We start from the raw sequence: 21,226 nt of genomic DNA on the forward strand, positions 1-21,226 counted from the left end.
GTGAAGAAAATAAAAGAAATGTTTCAAAGTCCTCAATCACGTTATGGGACATATAGTATGGTAATAACTGCGGTGGTAATCGCAATCGTGATCGTGATAAATATGATTGCAGGTCAGCTTCCTGACAGTATGAAAAGTGTAGATTTGAGTGGTAATTCACTCTATGAGATTACGAAGACGAGCAAGAAGCTTTTGAAGAATCTGGATAAAGAGGTACAGATTCATGTGTTGGCGGAGAAAAGCTCTACAGATGAGAGAATTCAGACATTCATAGAGAAATATGCAGCGCTCTCAAACAAGGTGAAGGTAGACTGGGTGGATCCGGTACTGCATCCTTCAGCGGTTACAGAATATGAGGCACAGGAGAACAGCGTTGTTGTAGAGTGTAAGGATACAGAAAAGAAGATGGTAATCCCGTTCACAGATATCATTGTGTACGATGAGATGTCTTATTATACGACAGGGTCAATGACAGAAAGTGAGTTTGATGCAGAAGGCCAGCTGACAAGTGCGATAAACTATGTGACAAGTGACGCTTCAAAGACAATCTACCGCACAACAGGACACGGAGAATCTACTTTCTCCACGACAATCACAGATTTGATGGGAAAATCCAATTTCACAATATCTGAGTTGAATCTGATGATGAATAATAAGATTCCGGATGACTGTGATCTGCTTGTTCTGTATGCGCCGACGTCGGATTTGACAGCGGACGAGAAGACATTGATCACAGATTATCTCACAAATGGCGGGAAGGTATTGTTCATTATGGGAGATACGCAGAATGAGACACCGAATTTAGATGCGCTGATGAAGACTTACGGAATGGAAAAGGTAGACGGCTATATTGCAGACACAACAAGATGCTATCAAGGAAATCCATATTACATATTCCCGGAGATCACAGCAAGCGGAGAGATGGCGGACGGTCTTTCTTCAAAAATGGTGTTGTTGATCAATGCGCTTGGATTTAACACGGCAGATCCGGAACGTGATACTATCACAGTTGACAGCTTCATGACAACTTCCAGCAACGGATATGCGGTGACAGAGGATAAGGAGACTCAGGGAACTTATACTCTTGGCGCTGTGGCAACAGAGGATGAAAGCCGATTTACAGTTATTTCGGCGGCAACTATGATCGATGCAAATGTGACAGATTCCTTCTCAACCTTGGAAAATACAACGCTATTTATGAATGCGGTTACAAGTAATTTTGACGATGTAGACAATCTTTCAATCGAAGCGAAGAGCTTGGAGACAACATTCAATACAATGCAGCACACAGGATTATTAGGACTTGCAGCGATCATAGGTGTTCCGGTTCTCATTGTCATCTTTGGATTTGTAAGATGGCTGAAACGCCGTAAAGCGTAAGGAGGACATAGAATGAAGAAATATAAATCACTGATCATTCTTTTGGCAGTTCTGGTTGTGCTTGTAGTTGCGTATGTTGTGACAGGGCAGTTAAAAAAGAAATCTGCGGAGAAAGAAAACGAAGAGAAACAGATTGCAGTGCTTGATATGTCGGATATCACCTCAATTCAGTATACGAACGGAACAGATACGATGTCGTTTATAAAAGAAGATGGTACATGGTACAGTGAGTCTGATAAAGAATTTCCACTGCAGCAGAGCAGTCTTAAGACGATGGCGGAGACTTTTGGAACGCTTTCAGCTAATCGGGAGTTAACCGATGGAGATACACTTGCGGACTATGGACTGGAAGAGCCACAGTATACGATCACGCTCAAGAATGCTGATGGAGAAGAACAGAACATTTATATCGGCAATGCGGCAGGTGAAGACTATTATATGACTGTAGGAGATAAGGAAAAGATCTATACGGTAGATTACAGTGTGGTAAATGCAATGAATTTTGATTTGGATTCTATGCTTCAGAAAGAGACATTCCCAAGCATTGGATCAGATAATATCAAGAAGGTGACAATTACAAAAGCCGGCGAGACAACCGAGTATGATGCAGATAACAGTGATCAGTCAGATGATATCACAGCAATCGGCGGAAGACTTGGAGCAGCTTATTTTGTAGATTGCGTGGACTATTCTGTACAGGCGGACGAACTGGCTCAATATGGATTAGATGAGGCACAGCGCACAACAGTCACAGTCGTATATACAGACAGCGATGATAAAGAACAGACATTTACACTTTATGTAGGCGGAAGAGATGAGAGTGATGCCTATAATTATGTGCAGATGGATGGCTCGAAAATGGTTAATACGATGACAAAAGAGACTGTAAATAACATATTGAATATTGAAGAATAAGAAAAACGGAGGCTATTTGTATAGTCTCCGTTGATATACATATATTTAAAGTATGAACACATACATTACGATGAAATGACAGATACTTCCACCCATTACAAACAGATGAAAGATCTCGTGAGTCCCGAAATTTTTATGCCGGCTGTTAAATATTGGAAGTTTCAGTGCGTAAATAATTCCGCCAATGGTGTAGATGATACCACCTGCTAAAAGCCATCCGAATGCGGCGGGAGAAAGTGCGTTCAACAATTTTGTAAAGGCGAGAACACATGTCCAGCCCATTCCGATATACAGCACAGAAGAGAACCATTTCGGACAGTTGATCCAAAATGCTTTGATCAGTATTCCGAAGATTGCAATGCCCCATACGATGGAAAGAAGAATGATTCCGGTTGTTCCTTTTAAGACAAGCAGACAAATCGGAGTGTAGCTTCCGGCAATCAAAACGGATATCATCATGTGGTCAAATTTTTTCAGTCTTTTATTCACTTTTTCTGAGATATCAAGGGAATGATAAATCGTACTCGCTGCATATAATAAGATCATGCTGACCAAATAAATCGTAAGTGAGATAAGGTAAATTGGGCTTGGTTCATGGGCAGCTTTTATCAGTAATGGTATTCCGGCAAAAATTGCCATTAACATGCCGATAAAATGAGTGATTGCGCTTCCCGGGTCTTTTAAATGCTTTTTATTCATAAGTCATACCTCCTGGTGATGAAAAATATTATATGTAGTAATTAATACTATGTTAAGTATATGTATATATTACACCTGATATGTATAAATAGCAAGTTAAATTTGACAAAAGCGTTTTGCTCTGTTATGATGTTACCCAGAAACTTTGTGAATACCCTTTACTTGGTGGCAAGTGAAGGGTATTTTTATTGAATGATAGGAAATTCCTTTGGAATCCTATCATTCAATAAATGCACACCGCGCGAAGATTACGCTACTGCGCAATCTTTTTTAAATAGAAAGGATATAAAATATGGGAAATATGAATTTTGAGAATCTCGGACTTTGTTCAGAGATTCAAAAAGCAGTAAAATACATGGGATTTGAGGAGGCGTCGCCAATTCAGGCAAAAGCAATTCCGGTTATTTTGGAAGGAAAAGATATCATTGGTCAGGCGCAGACAGGAACCGGAAAGACAGCGGCATTCGGGATTCCACTTTTACAGAAAGTCGATCCGAAAAACAAAAAGCTGCAAGGGATTGTTCTTTGCCCGACAAGAGAACTCGCAATACAGGTGGCGGATGAGATTCGAAATCTGGCAAAATATATGCATGGAATTAAAGTGCTTCCAATCTATGGAGGGCAGGAGATTGTAAAACAGATCCGTTCTCTGAAAAGTGGGACACAGATTATTATCGGTACGCCGGGGCGTGTGATGGATCACATGAGACGAAAGACGATCAAGATGGATCAGGTGCACACGGTTGTCCTTGATGAGGCAGACGAGATGCTCAATATGGGATTTCGCGAAGATATTGAGACGATTTTAAGCGGAGTGCCGGAAGAAAGACAGACAGTTTTGTTCTCAGCGACAATGCCAAAAGCAATTATGGAGATTACAAAAAAATTCCAAAAGAATGCCCAAGTGGTGAAAGTGACAAAAAAAGAGCTCACAGTTCCGAATATCGAGCAGTTTTACTATGAAGTAAGACCAAAGAATAAGGAAGAGGTGTTAACTCGTCTTTTAGATATTTATACACCAAAGCTTTCTGTTATTTTCTGTAATACGAAAAAGCAGGTGGACCTTCTTGTGACCGCATTGCTTGGAAGAGGATATTTTGCGGCGGGACTTCACGGTGATATGAAGCAGGCGCAGCGTGACCGTGTGATGCAGGGATTCCGAAGTGGGAAGACAGACATTCTTGTTGCGACCGACGTGGCAGCCAGAGGAATTGACGTAGATGAAGTAGAAGCAGTATTTAACTATGACTTGCCGCAGGATGATGAATATTATGTACACCGTATCGGGAGAACGGGGCGTGCGGGAAGAGTCGGACGTTCGTTTTCATTTGTATCCGGAAAAGAAGTGTATAAACTGAAAGAGATTCAGAGATATTGTAAGACGAAGATTTATGCACAAAAGGTTCCGTCATTGGACGATGTTGCGAACACAAAGATGGAGAATATTTTGGAGGACATTGACCGCATTATCGAGACAGAAGATCTGACAGCGATGGTCAATGCAATCGAGAGCAAAGTAAATGGCTCTGATTACACAGCGATGGACATTGCGGCTGCATTCTTGAAAATGTGTACGGGAATGACGATGGGCGATGACGGTTCAGCGGAGGATATGGACTTTGGTGACACCGGAGCAGAAGAGCCTGGAATGGTACGTTTGTTTATCAATATTGGAAAAAAGCAAAAAGCAAAACCGGGAGATATTCTTGGAGCGCTTGCGGGCGAGACCGGAATGCCTGGAAAACTCATCGGTACCATCGATATGTTTGACAAATATACATTTGTAGAGGTTCCGAGAGAGTATGCGAAAGACGTTCTGCATGCGATGCAGAATGCAAAAATCAAAGGAAAATCGATTGCCATAGAACCGGCGAACCAAAAATAAATAAACTGGACTGGTTAAAAACTCAAAAACTGGTATTTTTAAATATACCAGAATGATGTTAGTATAGTACCTAACTTAAGTAAGGAAAGGGGTATACAACATGGAAAAAAAGAATGAGACAATGATAAAATTAGCACAGACTGCTTTGGTGGCGGCGTTATGTTATGTGACCTTTACATTTTTGCAGATCAAGATACCGATGCCTGGTGGAGATGCCACATCACTGCATCTGGGAAATGCGGTATGTGTACTTGGGGCACTGCTGTTAGGCGGCTGGTATGGCGGACTTGCAGGAGCTATCGGAATGTCTATTGCAGATATTATGGATCCGGTTTATATTACAGTTGCACCAAAGACATTTGTATTAAAGTTATGCATCGGTCTGATTGTCGGACTTGTGGCGCATCGCATTGCCAAGATCAATGAGAGCAGTGATAAGAAGTATGTGCTCAGATGGAGTGTGATTGCATCTGTTGCAGGGCTTGGATTCAATGTAATCGCAGATCCGCTTGTAGGTTATTTTTATAAACAGTGGATACTGGGACAGCCGCAGGAGATGGCGGAGGTGCTTGCGAAATGGAGCACGGCGACCACATTCGTAAATGCAGTGGTATCAGTCATTCTGGTCGGTGTTGTATATAATGCGCTCAGACCGGTATTGCTTCGCAGCGGACTTATTCATATGAAGAGAAAGGCTGTTTAACTATGAGGCAGAGTAGTACGATAAACTTAAAGACGATTGTGACGGCTGGTTTTTTTGCCGCAGTTACATTTCTTGGGATACAGATGTTTCGGATTCCGCTTCCGGCAGCAGTTGGGACACCATTTGTACATTTTGGACATATTTTTGTTGTGCTGGGTGTGCTGCTGCAAGGCGGGAAGAAAGGTGCAGTATCAGGAACGATCGGACTTGTATTATTTGATCTGTTAAACGGATACGTGCAGGCGATTCCACAGGTTTTTATAGAGACAATTGTGAAGTGCCTGATCCTCGGTGCCATTTTAAAACACTTTGTCAAAGGGAAAGATGATAAGAAGACAGAATACCGGGCTGTCACGATCGGCGTGTTCGTGTACGCTGTGATGAATATTGTGATTGAATTTGTGATGGGAACGATTACACTTTTGATTGCGGGAAGTGGAGTGAATGCGGCACTTTTGGGAGCGCTCACTTCAATCCCTGCCACAGTGATAAACGCAGCGTTTATGGTCGGCGTGGTGCTTCTTATTTACAGACCGATAGGAAGGATATATAAAAAGTACTTCCATTAGCAGGCGCATCTGTGATTTCCAGATTAGTTCCCATATGGTCAGCTAACATTTACTCTATGATCCTGTAGTTCAGCGGAAAGCTGAATTACAGGATTTTTTTGAATTATAGGAAAATCCTTTGGAATCCTATAATTCAAAAAATGCACTTCGTGCAAAGATGCGCAGCTCGCGGGGGTGAAATTATCACTGCGTGAACCGCTCGCGCGCGAAGATTGCGCTATTGCGCAATCTTTTTTTAGATTTCACTTCATAACAGGGAAGAAGAACTTTTGAAAAAATTAAATTAACATACTTTTTGCAAAAAACAATTCTGAATTTAACAAATATCTTTTACAATTCTCTCGTAGTGCGTTTATTTAGGAGGAAAACAAATATGAAAAAAGTATGGAAAAGAGGAGCAGCGTTTGCATTAGCAGCATCTGTAGCCTACTCGCAAAATGTTATGAGTTTAGTTTACTCAGCAGATAAAAATAGTGATAGCGTGGAATGGAATACGGATGCAGAGGTTTCTGTAGAGTACCTGACACTTCAGCCGGGGGAGACGGATTCGGCTGTGAATCTGAATTGGTATGCGCCGACAGGAACGGAGAAAGCGATTGTGAAATTTGGGGATCGGATAGTGGAAGTATCTGTGGAGGAACTTCATACACCGACAAAGGTAGACAAAAACAAATATACTGACACTGGGAAAATGGTATGTAAAGCAACAGTTGACGGGCTTACAAAAGATACGGAATATCAGTATCAGGTGTCCTATGATGATGGGAAAACATGGTCGGAAATCAATAGCTATAAGACAGCAAAAGAAAATGAGTTTAAGTTTGGCTTCACAAGTGATCCTCAAATCAAGGAAAATGGAGAGAGCAACAAAGAAGGATGGAACTCATCTGATGGTACGAACCAGACCGGTTGGGCAACTATGCTGGATAAGCTGATGCAGGAGAATGTAAATCTGGTTGTATCTGCCGGAGATCAGGTGGAAGATCAAAGTTGGGGAAAGTCAAGTGAATATGCCGCATTTTTTGCACCGAAGGAGATGTCCTCGATTCTTTATGCTCCGGCGGTTGGAAATCATGACAGACATTATATGTTTGCAGATCATTTTAATCTGCCAAATGAAATGCTTGTAGATGGAAGTGAAGGCGTGCTCAGCCAGGTGAAGACAACATTTCGTGGGCAGAACAGTGGGACGAGTCAAAGTCATGGAAACTATATTCAGGCAACGGCAGATGAAATTGCGAACCAATCTGAGTCAAACGGAGTGACGCCAAATGCAGAAGGACAATATGACTTTACCGAGAGAAGAGAGATGGAGACAAAAGGTAATTATTATTATCTGTACGATAATGTACTTTTTGTAACTTTAAATACAGGGGCATATCCGGGTGGCAACGATGCGGAAAATGCAGGACAGTATCAGTGGCTGATTGTAACACATCACAAATCTACACAGACAGTGGCAAAGCATGCCGCAGACTCCGATATTGAGAACTATGTAGATGGAGGATTTGAAAAAGTCATGGATGAGTTTGATGTGGATTTTGTACTGGGAGGACATGATCATGTATATTCCAGAAGTTATGTTTTAAAAGACGGACAGCGCAATTCAGAGCGCCTGGATACGATTAATGATCCGGACGGAACGATTTATCTTACTGGAAATTGCTGTTCTGATATGCAGTATTATACCCCGTTTGAAAAACTAGATAAAAATAATAATGCGGATTTTCCGATTTTAGCAAATGGAGAGAGTGGTTCTGCATCCTATCTGGAAGGAAATCTTCCTGTGGGAAATCAAGAGTGGAATCAGGAGTATAGTCCAAGTTATGCTATTTTTGATGTGACAGATCAAAAGATTTCTGTAAATGTGTATAATCTTTCCGGAGAGAGCGATGCACCAGACAGTGAGCTGATCGATTCATTCAGCGTTACAAAGAATACAGACGGAGGAGAACAGACATCAGGAAAAGAAAATACAAAGACATCTCTGGATGTGGTTCAAAAGGCACGATATGACTCTGGCATGACAAATGCTGACGGCGGTGTGATGGAGATTGTAGATTATAATACGACGACTGGATGGGCATATGCGGTCAATGGCGTAACCGGAAACTTGACAGCCATCGCGATCAAAGATATGAAGTCTTCAGAAAAGATAGACCTTTTGGATGGCAATGATATTGATGTAAAATCGATGGTAGAAGAAAATTGTGCAGGGTTTGTATATGGAGATATGACTTCTGTTGCAGTTTCGGAAGACGGAAGTAAGCTTGCAGTTGCAATACAGGCAGAAAATTATGCAGATACCGGACGTGTGGCGTTATTTACATGCAATGCAGATGGGACGTTGACCTTTGATAAGGTTTATGAGACCGGAGTGCAGCCGGATATGGTTACATTTGCGTCGAATGATAGTAAAATTCTTACGGCGGACGAAGGGGAACCAAGAGATGGATACGGGGATGGAATCATAGATCCGAAGGGGACAGTCACAATTATTAATTTGGCAGACCAGACAGTATCACAGGTAGATTTTACATCGTATGATAATTCTGACAGCCGGGAACAACTCGTAGAAAGTGGAGTTATCCTGAAGAAAAATACGAATCCTTCTGTAGATTTTGAGCCGGAATATATTGCAGTAGGAGATAAGACAGCATATGTGACGTTTCAAGAGGCAAATGCTATCGCAGTAATTGACTTGAACCAGCAATCTCTTACAGGAGTTTATTCTGCCGGGTATGAAGATTATAGTACTTGCGCAGTAGATATTGACAAAAAAGATGAAGCATATAAACCAGCAGTTTATGAGACATTACGAGGAATTCGTATGCCGGATGGGATTGCAACATATCATATAAATGGTGTAGACTATATAGTAACAGCAAATGAAGGTGATTCTCGGGAATGGGGTGAGTGTCTGAATGAAGATGAGCGGAATTTCGGGAAAGGAGAGACGTCTCCAACAGGAAAAATCACAGCTGAAAACAGTGGACTGACTGGAAAAGTTGTATTTTTTGACAGCAGTGATTACGATGGGCTTGACAGTGAACTTGACTATCTCTTTGGAGGGCGCTCTTTTACGGTATTTAAAGCAGATGAGCAAGGTCTGACAGAAATATACACAAGCGGTAATGAGTTTGAAGCAAAAACAGCAGGCTATGAACCAGAACACTTTAACTGTTCGAACGACAATAATGACATAGATGACCGCTCAGGGAAAAAGGGGGTTGAAGCAGAAAATGTAACTATAGGAAATGAAGGCGAAAAGATTTACGCATTTATTGGTTTGGAAAGAATCGGAGGCGTAATGATGTATGATGTTACAAATCCAGAGAAAATCAGTTATGCAAATTATATTAACTCCCGCGATTTCAGTGCGGATATTGCAGGAGATGATTCACCGGAAGGACTTTGTTTTATATCGGAGTCGGAAAGTGTGGATGGAAATGCACATTTATTAACGGCATGTGAAGTATCAGGAACCGTTGCATCATATGAATTAACTGCTCGGAAAACAGAAGATCAGGGAAATGAGCAAGATTCGGATAACGGGCAGGATTCGGGGGAAGGACAGAATTCAAACAATGGACAGGAATCCGGACAAGGAGCAAAATCAGATGCACCAAAGACCGGAGATATGCAGAAAACAGCAGGACTTTTCACAGCAATTATTTTGACTTTGACAGTCGTATTTGGAATTACAAAACGCCGTCGCTATACGTTATAAAACGAGAGTTTCTTTTGAAAATTCAAAACAAAGGAGAAGGCGAAAATGGGAGAAATTTATATGAACCGGGAGCTTTCCTGGCTAAAATTCAACGAAAGAGTACTGGAAGAAGCAGAAAATGAGTCCGTTCCACTATGTGAGAGAATGACATTTGTCTCTATTTTTGAGAGCAATCTGGACGAATTTTTTATGGTAAGAGTCGGGTCTTTGAGAGACCAGATGCTTATCAGCAGTAAATGGAAAGACAATAAGACAAATATGACTGCACAGGAGCAGATTCATGCAATTTTTCGAGAAGTAAAGAAGCTTAACAAAAGAAAAGATAAAATATACAGCAAGCTGATGACAGAAGTAGAACAGTTTGGAATCTGCCTGATTGATTTCCAGATGGCGCGTGAAGAAGAACAGCAGTATTTGGAAAAGTATTTTGAGACAGAGATTGCGCCGTTGATTTCACCTACCGTAGTCGGAAAACGCCAGCCATTCCCATTTTTGCGCAACAAGGAAATCTACGCGGTTGTTGTATTGGAGACAAGAAACGGAAAGGAACGTCTTGGAATTATTCCATGCACAAATAATATGCTGGAGCGTATGATTGAGCTGCCGTTTGGACAGGGAAGATATATGCTGTCAGAAGATTTGATTTTACACTTTATGGCAAAAGTATTTAAAGGTTACAAGATCAAAGGAAAGTCTCTCATTCGAGTGATTCGAAATGCGGACATTGATGCAGATGCACTTTATGACGAAGATTTGGATTACCGTGAATTTATGGTAGAATTAATGAAAGAACGAAAAAAACTTTCTCCGGTACGACTGAGTCTTTCGCGTGAGATGGACGGAAATGTAGTGCATGCATTGTGTAAATATCTGGATATGGATACAGACAGTGTATTTCGTGAAGAGTCACCGCTGGATATGACGTTTATCTCTGAAATTGAGGACCTCCTCAGAAAGAATTCGGAAATGTTCTATGAAAAGCGAGTTCCGCAGAAAACACCTGATATCAAAGACGGAATCAGCATTATTGAACAGATCAAAGAAGAAGATAAGATGTTATCCTACCCGTATGAATCTATTCGTCCATTTTTGAATCTGCTCGTAGAAGCGGCGGAAGATGAAAATGTAGTTTCGATTAAAATGACCTTATATCGACTTGCGAAACAAAGTAAAATCATAGAGGCGTTATGCGAGGCGGCAGAAAACGGAAAAGAAGTAGTTGTATTGGTAGAGCTTCGGGCAAGATTTGATGAGGAAAATAATATTGAGTGGTCTAGAATGCTTGAAAAGGCAGGATGTCAGGTAATATATGGTCTGGAAAATTATAAAGTACATTCAAAGCTTTGCCTGATTACCCGCAAGGCAGAAGGAAAGATCGAGTATATTACGCAAATCGGAACCGGTAACTATAATGAAAAAACATCCAGATTATATACGGATTTGTCTTTAATGACAGCAAATGTGGATATTGGTCTGGAGGCAGCGGGAATCTTTCAGGCACTGTCAAAAGGGGAAGTGGTGAAAGAGACAAAACATCTTTTAGTTGCTCCCAAATGTCTGCAGTCAAAAGTCATTGAGATGATTGAGGAAGAAATCATACGTGCAAAAAGTGGAGAAGATGCATATATAGGATTAAAACTGAATTCTCTCACCGATAAAAAAATTATGGATAAGTTAGTGGAAGCTTCCTGCGCAGGAGTGAACATTGAGATGGTAGTGAGAGGAATCTGCTGTCTGATTCCGCAAGTTGCAGGTAAGACAGAAAATATCCGTGTACTTAGCATTGTCGGGAGGTTTTTGGAACATTCCCGCATCTATATATTTGGAGTTGGAGAAAGACGAAGATATTACATTGGTTCCGCTGATTTTATGACGAGAAATACAGTGAAAAGAGTGGAGGTTGCCGCTCCAGTCTATCAGGAGAATCTAAAAGAACGACTTCAGGAATTGTTTGATATTTTGCTGCATGATAATCAGAAAGCAAGATGGGAAGATAAAGATGGTTGTTATCACATGCGGGTGAATGAAGAAAAACCAGTCAATGCTCAGGAAGTATTGTACCAGATGGCATATGACAGAATTACAGAAAAAATATAAAGTAAAAGGAGCCTGACCACAAGCTGGTCGGCTCCTTTGTAAATGCTCGTAAGAAGCATTCAAATTAACCAAAATATCTGTTAAGAAGTCCTTCGAAAGCTTTTCCGTGACGAGCTTCGTCTCTAGCCATCTCGTGAACTGTATCGTGAATAGCATCTAAGTTAGCAGCTTTTGCACGTTTTGCAAGATCAAATTTTCCTGCTGTAGCGCCGTTCTCAGCTTCTACTCTCATCTCAAGGTTCTTCTTTGTGCTGTCAGTTACAACTTCACCTAATAATTCAGCGAATTTAGCAGCGTGTTCTGCTTCTTCCCAAGCAGCTTTTTCCCAGTATAATCCGATCTCTGGGTATCCTTCTCTGTGAGCTACTCTAGCCATTGCAAGGTACATACCAACTTCTGAACATTCTCCTTCGAAGTTTGCTCTTAAGTCAGCTAAAATATCTTCGCTAACGCCCTGTGCAACACCAACTACGTGCTCAGCAGCCCATTCTCTTTCTCCTGTCATTTCTTTAAATTTATCAGCTCCTACATGGCACTGTGGACATTCTGCTGGAGCAGCTTCTCCTTCATAAACATAACCGCATACTGTACATACAAATTTTTTCATTTTAAAACTCTCCTTTTCTGTTAATAATATTTTTTATCATCAATATTAGTAATAGTTACTGATATTAATTTATCATAATCAAATGAAAATGTCAATCCTTATTTTGAATTTTATTGTTTTTTAACACATTCATTACATGTCCCGTAGAACATCATAGAGTGGTTCTCGATAATACCATCAAAATTCTTGCCGGCAGTCTCATTAATGAAATCCATCTGTTCGATATCAAGATCCATGACTCTGCCACAACAAGTACAACAAAAATGATAATGTGGAATTGTTCTTCCATCAAATCGATCTCCGCCATTGGGAGTAGGTATCTTTATAGCATCTCCAATCTCTGCCAGCAGATTCAGATTGCGATATACTGTGCCCAGGCTGATGTTCGGAAACTCTTTCCTTACATTTAAATAGACAGTATCTGCTGTTGGATGTTCAGTTGTGCTATTCAGATAGTCTTTGATGGACTCTCGCTGGCGGCTGTATTTTAAAGTTGCCAATGGGAATCCTCCTTTCAGTCAATAATAGTAATAGTTACTATATTTATAATATTAAAAAAGTGAAATTTTGTCAATACAGAAAATAAAATTCACAATAAAAACACAGTATACACGGTTGACAGTAAGATGTTACGTTGATATAATACCAATGTAACATATTTAACATTTTTGTAACAATTAAGAAAAATATAGTAGGAGGACAATTTATGTATTCTAAATTCCTGAAAAAAGGAATCGCTTTAGGAGTATTGACAAGTGCAGTCTTAATACCGAACGATAAAGTTCTTGCAGCCGAAGCAAAAAATGCGGAGGGGGTAAGTACTGTAAATATAAATAAAGGATATTTGGCAAATGCTACAGCTGAGATTGAACGATACGTAGAAACTGAACTGAAAAATGTGTACGAAGACATGGCATTTACACAGGTGGAAGAGGGAAGTTATTTATTTGTAAGAACAGAACCATCTCAGGACAGTGAATGGGTTGGTAAGCTCTATGAAGCGGACGCAGCAAAAGTAATCGGTCCGGTGGGAGAATGGACACAGATTGAATCCGGCAATGTAACCGGTTATGTGAAAACAGAATATATTTTGACAGGGGAGTCAGCAGAAGAAAAAGCAAAAGCAATTGTAGCAGAGAAGAAACCGGAAGTAGATGTAGAGACATTGGATGAAGCGAAAGCAGAAGAGCTTGCGGCAGAGTGTTTTTCTTATGCAGAGTCAAAAGAAGAGGAAGCGGCAAGACTTGCAGAGGAAGCAGCGAAAGCAGAAGAAGAGGCTAAGGCGGCAGAAGCGGAAACAGTGGGAAATGGACAGGCTGTTGTGGACTATGCAATGCAGTTTGTAGGAAATCCATATGTATGGGGAGGTACAAGCCTGACAAATGGAGCGGATTGCTCTGGATTTGTTCAGTCAGTATATGCTAATTTTGGAGTTAGCATGCCACGTACATCAAGTGCCATGAGAAGTGCGGGAACAGAAGTAAGCTACAGCGAGGCTGTTCCGGGAGATGTAATCTGTTATGAGGGGCATGTAGGAATTTATATAGGAAATGGTCAGATTGTAAATGCGATTGATGAAGCGCATGGAATTGGTGTATCTTCAGCAACATATACAAACATTATCACTGTCAGAAGACTTCTGTAATAGTTCAGAAATTATAAGGAAAACCTCAGGAATTGTCTTGAGGTTTTTTTTGTGCCAGAACACATAAGAAAAATAGCGTGTACAAAATGCACAAAAATGTCGAAATGTGAAAAAAAATGAAAAAAATTAAAAATACACTTATCCACATGAAAAATTGGAAAAAACACAATAAATAGTAGTTTTCCTCAAAGTTATCCACATTATCCACACTAAAGGGCGTGGAAAGTGTGGATTATTATTGTGAAAAAAAGAACAAGCGTTTTGTAGAGAAATAATAAAAAAATTATTTTGTCGAAAAAACGGAGAAAAAATGTTGACTTTTAAGTAATCTCAATTTGTATACAATTGTATATACAATTGAGAAACTTTTGAAATGTTTAAGAGATTGATAATTTATAAAAATGGTATTATAATAGGTAAAGTAAAAATTATAGAAGGAGGAATCTCAAATGACTGTACAAGTTTCAAAAGAAATGACAATTGGTGAAATTCTTGCAATTAATCCTATGGTGGCACCGATTTTAATGGAAATTGGTATGCACTGTCTCGGATGCCCATCTGCACAGGGAGAATCTCTGGAAGAAGCAGCAATGGTACACGGTATTGACGTAGAATTATTAGTTGAAAAGATTAATGCAGCAATTAATGCATAAAGAAAAAATGGGAAGAGAGTATTTGAACTCTCTTCCCATTTTTTTAAATTACTGCCAACTGTTGAACTGCATTGTTGGCTATAAATACTTCACAGTGCTCTTCCAAATATGCAAGTGTTGCTCCGGAAGCACGTTCTAAGGATCCATATTCAGATAACATGTTACAAATCTTATTGTATTCATTAGTTGTATGCTCAGACTGTGTGAGCGCTAAGATGAATACATTGTTTGAAGTATCTTTATATAATGTGTTGGAACCAAAGTACATTGCCTTTAGCAAATGAGCAGCATGGATGACGCTGTCCATATTCGAGAATGAAAAAAGGCGAATTGCCGGATTTTTTGCTTCTTTTATCTCTTCTTTTTTCGCTTCCGCCATTTTAGCCGGAGGTTCGGATACCGCTTCTTTTACTTTATTTATCAAATCTAAAATATCTTCTGCGCCTTCCAGTTTATCTAATACATTTCGCTTTCTGCTGTCTAAATCAGCCGGAGAAGGAGCGAATTTTGAAAATCTTGTATCAAGTTCTTCCGGATCTTCTACCTTTGTGATAATGAGTACAATAGAATCGGAAGATGTAGGAATTGCCTCTATCATCAAAGGGATATCTTCTGCTTCGAAACCAAATTCAGCAGCAGCCTGTTGCATCATATCGTGGAAAAGTGATTTTGCCTTTTCAGTTCCATAAGCCAATTCGCTGAGTTTTAATTCGCGGTCAGCTAAATCAGCTTGTGTAAGAGTACAGCGTATTTGATTATCGTTAATTTTTTCAATCTTCATAATGATCACTTCCTATTCATAAATAGATCTGCTTACTTTTTATTAGTATAAACAAAAACAAAAAATATGTAAAGAGAATTTTGTGTGGAAAAGTATGTGGATATCTTGTGGAAAATCCGTGGATAAGTATAGTATGGATAAAGAAAAGCTTGAAATTACAAGGTAAATCTTTACAATTAGATATAAACAAAATAGTGCTTGCAAGTAATAAATGAAAATGATTATAATTTTATTACAAGAAGATAGTATGTCGGGCGGCTATGTTTACAATGTAAGGAGGGACGTATTATCGAAGGCAGGATTCTTAACTTCTCAATAAGAATCTTTTCGTAAAAATAATCTTTTAAGAAATAATCTGAAAAAGTCTAATTTGTTTAAATCAAACACATTTCAATAGCGAATCAACAATACATATCACAGGATTTAATCGAATCAGAAAACCAAAACAAGCAACGTATAAAATAAACAAAAAAAGAAATTCTAAAGAGAAAACCTATCTTCTTGTCAGCAAAAACATTTCCATAAGATATATCACAGAACCTCAAGGAATAGTGGAATGTCAGATGCCATAGTTGCCAATTGTAAAAATTATGGAGGAGCGGAACATGGAAGAGAGAGAACTATATAAAGATTTGTATGCGGAGTTAGAAAAATACGAGAATCGAGGTGTCAGCATACGGTTGAACAATCAGCCGGCAAGTCCTATGCAGATTGTTACGGCACATATGGTAAAAGAGGAAAATGCCTATATGAGAGATTACGTCTGGGATGATAAGGGAGACGTTAAAGAAATCGTATTTCACAGTATCAGCAACAGTTAAGAAAGACGCACAGATACCCCTCTTGCGAAGACAATTAGATTGTTTATATTTGCGGAAATTGTCGAAATAGTTGATGACGTGTACAAAAAATATTGTTATAATAGGTTCAAGTAGGAGGTGTAGCATGGACGAAAGAACAAGAAAGAGTTCAGGTACAACAAGGCAGATGCAAAATAAGAACACGACCCAAAGAACCAGATCAGCACAGAATGGTTCGAATAGGAAGAGAAGAAATGGTGCATCAAGGAGACGGAGAAAACGCAATTTGGCGTTCAAGATGAGTATCCTTGTTTTGATAGTAATAGGTATTGTAGGAGGCGCTTTCTTATTAAAGAGATATAGCCCATCTAAAGAAAAAGCTGATTTGAAAAAATATTATGGAATAGAACAAGACAATCAGGTAGCTGTTATTATAGACAATCAGATTCTTGAAGCGAAAGCGGCGATGTTTGATGGAAAGCCATACTTGGAATATTCGCTTGTGCGAGATTATCTAAATGATAGATTTTATTGGGATTCCAATGAGAATATTTTATTGTACACACTCCCGGAAGGAACGATCCGGGCAGACGTAGGAAGTAATGAGTATACACTGCAGAAAGAAAAGAAAAGTGAAGATTATACGATTATAAAGACGGAAGGAAGTACGGCGTATATCGCACTGGATTTTGTGCAGAAGTATACAAATATTGAATTTAAAACATATGAAGACCCGCAGAGAGTCATGATTATAAGTGACTGGGGAAAGATCAGAACGGCAACGGTCAAAAAGGATACACAGGTGAGGTACAGAGGCGGAGTGAAGAGTCCGTACCTGACAGAGGTATCCAAAAAGGATAAGGTAACTGTAATTGAGAATGAAGGGGACTGGAAAAAAGTTCGTACAGAGGATGGATATATTGGATATATCAAGAAAAATTGTCTGAAGAATGAAAAGGAAGAGACGATTTCGAGAGAGTTTGAAGAACAGGTATACACAAACATTTCAAAAGACTACACAATCAATATGGCGTGGCACGTGGTGACGAATCAGAGTGCGAACGAAAAAGTGCTTCAGACAATTGCAGATACAAAAGGTTTGACAACAATTTCTCCAACGTGGTTTACAATTGCAGATACAGATGGAAATATTAACTCTCTTGCAAGTTCCCAGTATGTGAACTATGCTCATCAGTCCAATATCGAAGTATGGGCGCTGGTGAGAGATTTTGATGGTGGAATCGGTTCTTATGAAGAATCTTACGAAGTACTTAGTCATACTTCAAAGAGAGAAAACTTGGTAAATCAGCTGATTGCAGAGGCACTGCAGACAGGAATTGACGGCATTAATGTCGACTTTGAGAAGATTTCTGCAGAGTGCGGAGAACATTATATTCAGTTTATCCGCGAGTTATCTGTAAAGTGCCGACAGAATGGACTTGTATTATCTGTGGACAACTATGTGCCGAAGACATACAATGCACATTATCATATAGAAGAGCAGGGGAAAGTTGCGGATTATGTAATTATCATGGGATATGATGAACATTACAGCGGCTCTTATGAAAGCGGTTCAGTTGCATCTTTGAATTTTGTAAAAGAGGGAATAGAAGCGACGTTAAATGCCGTACCAAAAGAAAAAGTAATCAATGCGGTTCCGTTTTTCACAAGACTTTGGAAAGAAGTTCCAAAGACCGAGGAAGAGCTGGCAGAGGAGGCAGGAACTGAAGCGGCTGAATATTCTGTAAAAGTGACGAGCGAAGCGCTTGGTATGGAAGCTGCAGAACAGGCGATTGCCGATGCCGGCGCTCAGACGACTGTAGATGAGGCAACCAAACAAAACTATGCTCAGTGGGAGGCAGATGGAGCCACATACAAGATTTGGTTAGAGGATGAGACTGCTTTGGAAGAGAAACTTAAGCTGATGAAGGAATATAAGCTGGCTGGAACAGCGGCATGGCGCTTAGGTTTTGAAAAGTCGAGTGTGTGGGAGCTGATTTTAAAATATGTGAACTGATCGATTAAGAAGAGCTGAATGTTCAGCTCTTCTTTTGCATATATTTTATCAATGAAATATATGGAGAATGATAGTTGAAAAGAAAGATAGAACTTTTGATGGTATTGCTGCTTTTAATAGGGGCGATTATTGCGAGTAAGGGATTGAGCGAGTATGTGACAAGTGAAAAGGTAGAAAAAGGTACAAAGACGGTTGTATTAGATGCCGGACACGGTTCAGAAGATCCCGGTAAAATAGGAATCAATAATGTGCTGGAGAAAGATGTGAATCTCAAGATTTCTAAAAAAGTACAGAAAAGGCTGATTGAGCAAGGGATACATGTGGTGATGACGAGAGAAGATGACGACGGATTTTATAATGAAAGTAAATCAAATAAAAAAATTGCAGATATGAAAAAAAGAGTTGCCCTTATCAATGAGACAAAGCCTGATATTGCGGTCAGCATTCACCAAAACAGCTATCATGAAGAGAGCATAAAAGGAGCGCAGGTATTTTATTATACACATTCCAAAGAAGGGGAACGTGCTGCAACTGTCATGCAGGAGGCATTGAAGGCGCTGGATACAAACAACAAAAGACAGGCAAAAGAAAACAGTACATATTATATGTTAAAGAGAACAGAAGTGCCGACGATCATTGTAGAATGCGGATTTTTGAGTAATGCCCAGGAGGCAGAAAAATTAAAAAATGAGGAGTATCAGGATAAAGTGGCGGAAGCAATTTGTGCAGGGATTATAAAATGGCTAGACTAAGTGTACATAATGATGATATAATAAAAGTTATGAAAACAATAATTAAAAAAATCGACAAAAATCAACTTGATACAGAGATCATTGCAGAAGCAGGTGAGATACTTGAAAAAGGAGGACTTGTGGCGTTTCCAACGGAGACAGTGTATGGATTAGGAGCCAATGCACTGAATGAGGAAGCAGCAAGGAAGACTTATGAAGCAAAGGGACGTCCGTCAGATAATCCATTGATTGTTCATATTGCAGATATTCAGGCATTGGATGAGATTGTAGAATTTATACCGGAAAAAGCAAAAAGTATCGTAGAAAAATTTTGGCCTGGTCCACTGACACTTATATTTGAAAAGAGTGGAGTAGTGCCGCTTGGAACAACCGGCGGGCTGCAGACGGTGGCGGTGAGAATGCCGGAGGACGAGATTGCAAGGGCACTGATTCGGGCGGGAGGAGGTTATGTTTCAGCACCGAGTGCCAATACTTCCGGACGCCCAAGCCCTACGAGTGCGGAACATGTTGCGGAAGACCTTGATGGAAAGATCGATATGATCATCGATGGGGGCAATGTGGAAATAGGAGTAGAGTCAACGATCGTTGATATGACTGTGGAACCTCCTATGATCCTCAGACCCGGAGCAATCACGAAGGAGATGTTAGAGGAAGTCATAGGTGAAGTTGCTGTGGACAGGACAACATTGTCTGAGACGAGCGATGCGGCACCGAAAGCTCCTGGAATGAAATACCGTCACTATGCACCAAAAGCTCAGCTTGTGATTGTGAATGGTGCGCCGTTAGAAGCAGTGAAAGCTATTCGTCAGCTTGCATATGAACAGATGCGCAGGGGAAATCAGGTGGGAATCATTGCGACAAGCGAAACAGCGGATTTATATACGAATGGAATCGTAAAAAGTATTGGGACAAGAGCAAACGAGAATTCCATTGCTAAAAATCTTTATAAAGTGCTTCGTGAATTTGATGATGAAGAGGTGGCATATATTTTTAGTGAGGCATTTGCCGTGGAAGGAATCGGGAATGCTATTATGAACAGACTTATCAAAGCTGCGGGTCATCAGATCATAGAGGCGGAAGGGATTACGAAGCTTCAGAAATACAGAAGGATTCTGTTTGTAAGTAACAGTGACAATTGCAGGGGACCGATGGCGGCAGAGATCTTGCGCAATCAGCCGCTTTTACAGGAATATGAAGTGGATTCTCGAGGAATGATCGTCTTGTTTCCTGAGCCGGCGAACCAAAAGGCAGAGGCAATCATGAAGAGCCAGCAGATGACCTTGGAGTCACATGAGGCAACGCCGTTTAGTGAAAAAGATTTGGATGACGATACATTGGTGCTTACATTGGAAGAACCGTACAAATGGAAGATTGTATCGGAATATGAAAATGTAAAAAACGTATTTACATTGAATGAGTACATTGAAGATGACAGACAGGTTCTTTCTACACATGGGCAGCCTTTGGTGGCATATGGAGAGAATTTTGAACTGTTAAAAGAGTTGATTTTAAAATTAGCAGAGAAACTAAATAAGGAGGCAAAAAAAGAATGATAGCAATTGGATGTGATCATGGTGGATATGATTTGAAATTGGAGATGATAAAATATTTAGAACGAGAAGGGCTTGCATATAAAGACTTCGGCTGCAATGGAGAATCGGTAGATTATCCAATTTATGCGAGAAAAGTGGGACAGGCTGTTTTGGATGGCGAGTGTGAAAAAGGAATTTTGATTTGCGGAACCGGAATTGGTATTTCCATCGCTGCGAATAAGATGAAAGGAATCCGTTGTGCACTTTGTTCTGACTGCTTTTCTGCGGAAGCTACAAGACTTCACAATGACGCAAACATCATTGCATTGGGGGGACGTGTATTAGGGCCGGAACTTGCAGTGAAGATTGTGGATACCTTTTTGAAGACTCCGTTTTCCGGAGATGAGCGTCATGTACGACGCATTTCGATGATTGAAGAATAAAGAACAAGAACAAGGAGA

Annotated in this window: 17 protein-coding genes and 1 pseudogene; 14 read left to right on the forward strand and 4 right to left on the reverse strand. The window is 40.1% G+C overall.

Annotated elements, in window-relative coordinates; genetic code table 11:
• On the forward strand, positions 1 to 1,380 hold the full coding sequence (locus BQ5364_RS01745; RefSeq protein WP_022250644.1) for a GldG family protein: 1,380 nt from the start codon (positions 1 to 3) through the stop codon (positions 1,378 to 1,380).
• 12 nt (positions 1,381 to 1,392) lie between these two features.
• Positions 1,393 to 2,295 (forward strand): DUF4340 domain-containing protein, encoded by a 903-nt coding sequence (locus BQ5364_RS01750; protein ID WP_071143521.1) that lies wholly within the window; start codon positions 1,393 to 1,395, stop codon positions 2,293 to 2,295.
• Between the two features lie 45 nt (positions 2,296 to 2,340).
• On the opposite strand, the gene trhA is transcribed toward BQ5364_RS01750, so the two are convergent.
• The gene (gene trhA / locus BQ5364_RS01755; protein ID WP_004613198.1) at positions 2,341 to 2,994 is read right to left on the reverse strand and encodes a PAQR family membrane homeostasis protein TrhA; all 654 of its coding nucleotides are present in this window, start codon (positions 2,992 to 2,994) and stop codon (positions 2,341 to 2,343) included.
• Between the two features lie 292 nt (positions 2,995 to 3,286).
• On the opposite strand from trhA, the gene BQ5364_RS01760 reads away from it, so the two are divergent.
• From BQ5364_RS01760 to ppk1, 5 genes and pseudogenes are all read left to right on the forward strand, one after another.
• Positions 3,287 to 4,879, forward strand: coding sequence for a DEAD/DEAH box helicase (locus tag BQ5364_RS01760; protein WP_071143522.1), 1,593 nt, complete (start codon positions 3,287 to 3,289; stop codon positions 4,877 to 4,879).
• A gap of 100 nt (positions 4,880 to 4,979) precedes the next feature.
• Positions 4,980 to 5,582: an ECF transporter S component gene (locus tag BQ5364_RS01765; protein ID WP_022250646.1), complete on the forward strand. Its 603-nt coding sequence runs from the start codon at positions 4,980 to 4,982 to the stop codon at positions 5,580 to 5,582.
• A 2-nt stretch (positions 5,583 to 5,584) separates the two neighbouring features.
• Complete coding sequence (locus tag BQ5364_RS01770) at positions 5,585 to 6,151, forward strand: ECF transporter S component (protein WP_083382623.1); 567 nt, start codon at positions 5,585 to 5,587, stop codon at positions 6,149 to 6,151.
• A gap of 373 nt (positions 6,152 to 6,524) precedes the next feature.
• Complete coding sequence (locus BQ5364_RS01775) at positions 6,525 to 9,881, forward strand: choice-of-anchor I family protein (protein WP_071143524.1); 3,357 nt, start codon at positions 6,525 to 6,527, stop codon at positions 9,879 to 9,881.
• 21 nt (positions 9,882 to 9,902) lie between these two features.
• A pseudogene (gene ppk1, locus BQ5364_RS01780) lies at positions 9,903 to 11,978 on the forward strand (polyphosphate kinase 1); the annotation flags it as partial.
• A 64-nt stretch (positions 11,979 to 12,042) separates the two neighbouring features.
• Here the strand turns inward: ppk1 and BQ5364_RS01785 are convergent.
• Together BQ5364_RS01785 and BQ5364_RS01790 are read right to left on the reverse strand one after the other, a co-directional pair.
• Positions 12,043 to 12,585, reverse strand: a complete 543-nt coding sequence (locus BQ5364_RS01785) for a rubredoxin-like domain-containing protein (RefSeq protein WP_004613190.1) — start codon at positions 12,583 to 12,585, stop codon at positions 12,043 to 12,045.
• Positions 12,586 to 12,695: 110 nt separating this feature from the next.
• Positions 12,696 to 13,085 carry a Fur family transcriptional regulator gene (locus tag BQ5364_RS01790; RefSeq protein WP_004613189.1) on the reverse strand — a complete coding sequence of 130 codons (390 nt, stop codon included), beginning with the start codon at positions 13,083 to 13,085 and terminating at the stop codon, positions 12,696 to 12,698.
• Positions 13,086 to 13,291: 206 nt separating this feature from the next.
• Between BQ5364_RS01790 and BQ5364_RS01795 the strand changes: the two genes are divergently transcribed.
• Both BQ5364_RS01795 and BQ5364_RS01800 read left to right on the forward strand, forming a co-directional pair.
• Positions 13,292 to 14,230, forward strand: a complete 939-nt coding sequence (locus tag BQ5364_RS01795; protein WP_022250649.1) for a C40 family peptidase — start codon at positions 13,292 to 13,294, stop codon at positions 14,228 to 14,230.
• Between the two features lie 449 nt (positions 14,231 to 14,679).
• Positions 14,680 to 14,883, forward strand: coding sequence for a DUF1858 domain-containing protein (locus BQ5364_RS01800; protein WP_071143526.1), 204 nt, complete (start codon positions 14,680 to 14,682; stop codon positions 14,881 to 14,883).
• 43 nt (positions 14,884 to 14,926) lie between these two features.
• Here the strand turns inward: BQ5364_RS01800 and BQ5364_RS01805 are convergent, their stop codons facing one another.
• On the reverse strand, positions 14,927 to 15,664 hold the full coding sequence (locus BQ5364_RS01805; protein ID WP_004613186.1) for an adaptor protein MecA: 738 nt from the start codon (positions 15,662 to 15,664) through the stop codon (positions 14,927 to 14,929).
• Between the two features lie 605 nt (positions 15,665 to 16,269).
• Here BQ5364_RS01805 and BQ5364_RS01810 point away from each other — a divergent pair.
• The 5 genes from BQ5364_RS01810 (at position 16,270) to rpiB (ending at position 21,208) form a co-directional block, all read left to right on the forward strand.
• Positions 16,270 to 16,485, forward strand: coding sequence for a hypothetical protein (locus BQ5364_RS01810; protein ID WP_022250650.1), 216 nt, complete (start codon positions 16,270 to 16,272; stop codon positions 16,483 to 16,485).
• A gap of 124 nt (positions 16,486 to 16,609) precedes the next feature.
• Positions 16,610 to 18,481, forward strand: a complete 1,872-nt coding sequence (locus tag BQ5364_RS01815) for a glycosyl hydrolase family 18 protein (protein WP_004613183.1) — start codon at positions 16,610 to 16,612, stop codon at positions 18,479 to 18,481.
• Positions 18,482 to 18,555: 74 nt separating this feature from the next.
• Positions 18,556 to 19,233: an N-acetylmuramoyl-L-alanine amidase gene (locus tag BQ5364_RS01820; protein WP_022250651.1), complete on the forward strand. Its 678-nt coding sequence runs from the start codon at positions 18,556 to 18,558 to the stop codon at positions 19,231 to 19,233.
• A 29-nt stretch (positions 19,234 to 19,262) separates the two neighbouring features.
• Positions 19,263 to 20,786, forward strand: coding sequence for an L-threonylcarbamoyladenylate synthase (locus tag BQ5364_RS01825; RefSeq protein WP_071143646.1), 1,524 nt, complete (start codon positions 19,263 to 19,265; stop codon positions 20,784 to 20,786).
• Positions 20,783 to 21,208: a ribose 5-phosphate isomerase B gene (rpiB, locus tag BQ5364_RS01830; RefSeq protein ID WP_022250653.1), complete on the forward strand. Its 426-nt coding sequence runs from the start codon at positions 20,783 to 20,785 to the stop codon at positions 21,206 to 21,208. Before BQ5364_RS01825 ends, rpiB begins: the two co-directional genes overlap by 4 nt.
• The last annotated feature ends 18 nt before the right edge of the window (positions 21,209 to 21,226 follow it).

It is taken from the genome of Coprococcus phoceensis, assembly GCF_900104635.1.
In the GTDB taxonomy this organism is placed as follows: domain Bacteria; phylum Bacillota; class Clostridia; order Lachnospirales; family Lachnospiraceae; genus Faecalimonas; species Faecalimonas phoceensis.